6 protein-coding genes and 2 pseudogenes are annotated in these 4201 nt (G+C 68.4%); all 8 read right to left on the minus strand.

All coding sequences use genetic code 11. The annotated features are described in order from the left end of the window. Nucleotides 1-364 (minus strand): annotated as a pseudogene (locus J7E68_RS15785) (hypothetical protein); the annotation flags it as partial. After that, nucleotides 361-2001: a flagellar basal-body MS-ring/collar protein FliF gene (fliF, locus tag J7E68_RS15790; protein WP_215174170.1), complete on the minus strand. Its 1641-nt coding sequence runs from the start codon at nt 1999-2001 to the stop codon at nt 361-363. The pseudogene J7E68_RS15785 and the gene fliF, both read right to left, overlap by 4 nt. Then, nucleotides 2001-2321 carry a flagellar hook-basal body complex protein FliE gene (fliE, locus tag J7E68_RS15795; RefSeq protein WP_215174172.1) on the minus strand — a complete coding sequence of 107 codons (321 nt, stop codon included), beginning with the start codon at nt 2319-2321 and terminating at the stop codon, nt 2001-2003. Before fliE ends, fliF begins: the two co-directional genes overlap by 1 nt. Continuing rightward, the gene (gene flgC / locus J7E68_RS15800) at nt 2321-2713 is read right to left on the minus strand and encodes a flagellar basal body rod protein FlgC (RefSeq protein ID WP_215174173.1); all 393 of its coding nucleotides are present in this window, start codon (nt 2711-2713) and stop codon (nt 2321-2323) included. The genes fliE and flgC overlap by 1 nt, the downstream gene beginning before the upstream one ends. After that, on the minus strand, nt 2710-3057 hold the full coding sequence (locus J7E68_RS15805) for a flagellar basal body rod protein FlgB (protein WP_215174175.1): 348 nt from the start codon (nt 3055-3057) through the stop codon (nt 2710-2712). The genes flgC and J7E68_RS15805 overlap by 4 nt, the downstream gene beginning before the upstream one ends. A 108-nt stretch (nt 3058-3165) precedes the next feature. Next, on the minus strand, nt 3166-3444 hold the full coding sequence (locus J7E68_RS15810) for a hypothetical protein (RefSeq protein WP_215174177.1): 279 nt from the start codon (nt 3442-3444) through the stop codon (nt 3166-3168). Nucleotides 3445-3449: 5 nt separating this feature from the next. Further along, the gene (fliS, locus tag J7E68_RS15815) at nt 3450-3860 is read right to left on the minus strand and encodes a flagellar export chaperone FliS (RefSeq protein ID WP_215174179.1); all 411 of its coding nucleotides are present in this window, start codon (nt 3858-3860) and stop codon (nt 3450-3452) included. 41 nt (nt 3861-3901) lie between these two features. After that, nucleotides 3902-4201 (minus strand): annotated as a pseudogene (locus J7E68_RS15820) (hypothetical protein); the annotation flags it as partial.

Consider the following 4201-nt stretch of genomic DNA (forward strand, 5'->3'; position numbering starts at 1 on the left):
GGCCGACCATGCCCACGGCCTCCTCCCGACCGAACGCGGTCTCGAGCAGGCCGGTCGCGAACTCCTGGCCGCCACGAGACGGCACCGAGCCCCCGGCCGTCATCCGGCGGAACTCGCTCAGGGCACGGGCGGTGGATGCGACATCGACTCCCCCGAGCTGCGTGAGCTCGGCGGCCAGCATCTCCGCCCGCTCCTCACCGAGATGACGCAGCACCTCGGCGCTGGCCGCGCGGTCCATGTTCATCAGCACGATCGCGGCTTTGCGCAGACCGGTCATCTCGACCGGCGGCGCCACCGGTGCAGGTGCGGTCGACACCTCGACCGTGTCGGCCTGGGCGTCGAGCACATCGGTCAGAAGGCTCATACCTTCGCCTCATCCATCAGGTCGGCCAGAGCGTTGGCGATCGCGTCGGGTTCGCGTCTGGCGAGGTCGTCGATCTCGCGGCGGCGGCGCTCGACGAGCACCTTGTCGGGTTCGGGCTCGTCATCGAGGTCGACCATGGCCGACGGCAGCAGCTTGGTCGGAGCGGGGGCGATGATCGCGTCGGCATCCTTCAGCCCGCGGAGGGACTTGAGCTTCTCCTCTTCGCTCTCGGTCACGGTCGCGAAGTACTCGATCGGGCCGTCGTCGGTGTACAGTACGCGCCGCTTCATCCGGCGTCGCACGATCAGGTAGACCACCAGGATGATCACCGCGAGCAGGATCGACCCGCCGATGATCGCCGACCGCAGCAGCTCCTGCTGGAACTGCGACTGCCGCTCGGCCTCGGCCGCCGCGAGAGCGGTCTGCGCCGCTGTCGCGCCCGCCTGGTTGAATTCGACGAACTCGACCGCGATCTCGTCGCCGCGCTCGACATCGATCCCCGCCGCCGACGCGACGAGCGCCTCGATCTGGTTCGCCGTCACGCCGGTCACGGTGCCGCGGTTCAGCGCGATGCTCACCGTCTGCCTCGTCACCTCACCGGCCGGGGTGATCGTCTTCTCGGTCGACTTGTTCACGGCGTTGTTGCGGGAGGTCTCCTCGAACTCATACGCGCCGTTGCCGTCTCCGTTGTTCGGCACCGCGATGTTGTCGGGTCCGAGCACACCCGCGCCGCCGCCCTGACCGCCGGTGTAGGTCTCGGTCTTCGTCTCCTCCGACGCGCTGAGGTCGCCCTCGGGCGCCGAGTAGACCTCGTCCATGCGCTCCGAGGTCGAGTTCGCGACATCGGCCGACACCGTGACGGTGGCGTTGCCTGCTCCGACGATCGTCTCGAGCATCTTGCTGACCGAAGCTGCGACCTTCGCCTCATGCTCGGTCGCCTGCTTCGACGAGTTGCCGGTGAGACCGGTGCCCACGGCCGACAGCACGCGTCCGTCCTGGTCGGTCACGGCGACGTCTTCGGGGGTCATCCCGGCGACCGAGGCGCTCGTGAGGTGCACGATCGCCTCGATCTTCTCGTCGCTCAGGGTGGAGCCGTTGCGGGTCTTCACGAACACGGATGCGGTGGGACTCTGCTGCTCAGAGACGAACACGCTCTCCTCGGGGATGGCCAGCTGCACCGAGGCGGTCGAGATGCCGTCCATCGCGCCGATCGTGCTCGCGAGCTCGCCCTCGATGGCGCGCTTGTAGGTGACCGACTGCTGGAACTCGCTGGCGGTGACCCCCATCTTGTCGAGCAGCGTGTAGCCCTCGCTGGTGTCGCTGGGCAGACCTGCCGATGCTGCAGCGAGCCGCTGCGGATACACCTGGTCGTCGGGCACGAGCACCGTCGCTCCGCCCTCGGTGAGCTCGTAGCCGACGCCCGCGGACTTCAGCTGCTCGACGACAGCCGAGGCGTCGCCGGCGCTGAGCCCGGTGAAGAGAGGACTCATCTGGGGCTTGGTGAGCCAGCTGCCCAGCGCGATGGCACCCATCACCAGCAGCGCGACGCCGATGATGGCGATCGTGCGCTGCGCGAGCGAGAAGCCGGAGACGACCTGCTTCGCGCGGTCGAAGTAGCTCGTGAGCATCTTGGGCATCAGGCCTGCATCCTCATGATCTCGTTGAACGCCGAGACGCTGCGGTCACGGACGGCGACCACGAGGTCGAGCGTCACCGAGGCACGCGTCGAGGCGATCATCGCCTGGTGAATGTCCTGCAGATCGCCCGTGACGGCCTGCACCGCGAGCCCGTTCGAGGTCGACTGCAGCTGCTGCAGGTTCTCGACCGCGCCCGTGAGCGATGTCGCGAAGGCTCCCGCCGACGCGGGGGCGCCCGCGGCATCGGGCCCGCTCTCGAAGCTGAGGGCTGAGAGCGGGGTGACTCCTGCGGCGGAGACCGCCTCGATCGCGCCGCTCATCAGTTGCGTCCGATCTGCAGAGCGGCCTCGTAGGTGGTCTTGGCCCTGTCGACGACGGCGGCGTTCGACTCGTAACCGCGCTGCGCGAGGATGAGCATGCTCATCTGGTCGCCGAGCTCGACGTTCGGGTACTGCACGTAGCCGTCCTCGTTCGCGTAGGGGTGCTCGGGGTCGTAGACGAGCTTGGCCTCGGCCTCGGACTCGACGACGCCGGCGACGTACACGCCGGGGCTCTCGGTGCCCGCCTGCACCGTGACGAACTTCTCACGGAAGGCATCCTGGCCCGCGGGGGTCGCGGTGTTCACATTGGCGATGTTGTCGCTGAGGGCGTCGAGCCATTTGCGGTGCGCGGTCAGCCCGGTGCCGGCGATCCCGATGGCGTCGAAGGTCATGCGGACGCCTGGCCGATCGCCTTGGTGATCGAGGTCGCCTGACCGCCGATCGCCTGGCTGGCGAACTGGAATCGCAGCACCGTGTCGATGTTCGAGAGAGTCTCGGTGTCGAGGTTGACGTTGTTGCCGTTGAGTCGCGTGGGCTCCAGCGACCTCTCGACGGTGGCGGCGACGGTGCCCGATCCGCTCTCGACGGCCGAGCGCAGCTCATCCTCGAACTGCACACGCTGCGCCTGATAGCCGGGGGTGTTGACGTTCGCGATGTTCTCAGCGATCGAGCGTTGGCGCAGAGCCAGCCCGTCGAGGGCGCTGATGAGCGCGGAAGAGGTGACGGATTCGAGCACGGGGGCACTCCGGACGTTGAGGGAGAGGCCGATCCTTGGCCAATCGTCGAGCGATCCGTGCTCTGTGTCGACTATCGCGACACTCGAGGGCGCGCGTAACCGCCGTGCTCAACCCTCGACGTCGAGATATGCGGGCACGTCCTGGCGTCCGCTGGGCACTCGGCGAAGCGCTGCGACTTCACGGGCGACGTGCGCCCGCGAGGCGGTGAGGCCGCTGATCATCAGCTGCTGTCGGGCGAGCACCGCTTCGGCGCGGGTCCTGAGCTCGTCGGGGATGGGGCCGGACGGCGGATCGAAGGACTCGGGGTCCATCGTCTCGTCGGCGGCATCGAGTGCGCGCTCGAACTGATCGAGCACGGCGAGCCAGGAGGTGAGGTTGTCGGGCACGGGTCTCAGCCGATGGCCGACGCGCGCGGTGTCGAGGCGGCCGTCAGTGCGGCAGCCTCGTGCCAGGCCTCGCGCAGCGGGGCGACCAGCTCTCGGCATTCCCCGGTGGCAGCCCGGTCGCGCGAGATGTTCGCGGTGATCAGGCGCCCGGTCAGGTACGTGTACACCCCTCGCAGTTCCTCCGCGCCGTCCCAGACATCGGTCAGCGAGCCGTTGAGCTCGGCGACGATCCACTGGGCATGGGTCAGGTGGGTTCCGGCGCCCGGCCAGTCCTCGGCATCCTGCGCCGTCGCCGCCCGGTCGATGTCGACGAGCAGGCGGTCGTAGAGCAGGGTGAGCAGGCGCTCAGGCGTGGCCGAGGCCACCTGCTGCTCCAGGTACTGCTGCTTGGCCCGGTCGAGAGAGGTGAGTGCCATGATTACGTGCTCCGATGCGATGCGATGTCACGAGGACGAGGTCAGGAATCCGACGGCGTGAGCCCGGCGAGCTGGCTGGTGAGCCACGACGACTGCGACTGCAGCTTCGAGAGCTGCACCTCGAGCTGCGCGTAGGTGCGTTCGAGGGTGGCCCGACGCTGCTCGAGGCGGATGTCCCAGCGCTCGACCTGGGTCTTGAGGGTCTTGACCTCGTCTTCCTGGCCGGTGATGCGCTTGGTCAGCATCCCGTCGTACTTGTCGGAGTACTGGGTCGTCACGTCCTGCACGCGCGCCGAGACCGCCCAGAACCGCCCCTCCCTGCCCTCCGGATCCTCTGCCAG

This window comes from Microbacterium sp. ISL-103 (assembly GCF_018613995.1).
In the GTDB taxonomy this organism is placed as follows: domain Bacteria; phylum Actinomycetota; class Actinomycetes; order Actinomycetales; family Microbacteriaceae; genus Microbacterium.

Bases quoted from the DNA above. Each gene is read 5' to 3' on its own strand.
- fliF (WP_215174170.1), bottom strand. From the start codon at position 2,001: ATGCCCAAGATGCTCACGAGCTACTTCGACCGCGCGAAGCAGGTCGTC.
- fliE (WP_215174172.1), bottom strand. From the start codon at position 2,321: ATGAGCGGCGCGATCGAGGCGGTCTCCGCCGCAGGAGTCACCCCGCTC.
- flgC (WP_215174173.1), bottom strand. From the start codon at position 2,713: ATGACCTTCGACGCCATCGGGATCGCCGGCACCGGGCTGACCGCGCAC.
- fliS (WP_215174179.1), bottom strand. From the start codon at position 3,860: ATGGCACTCACCTCTCTCGACCGGGCCAAGCAGCAGTACCTGGAGCAG.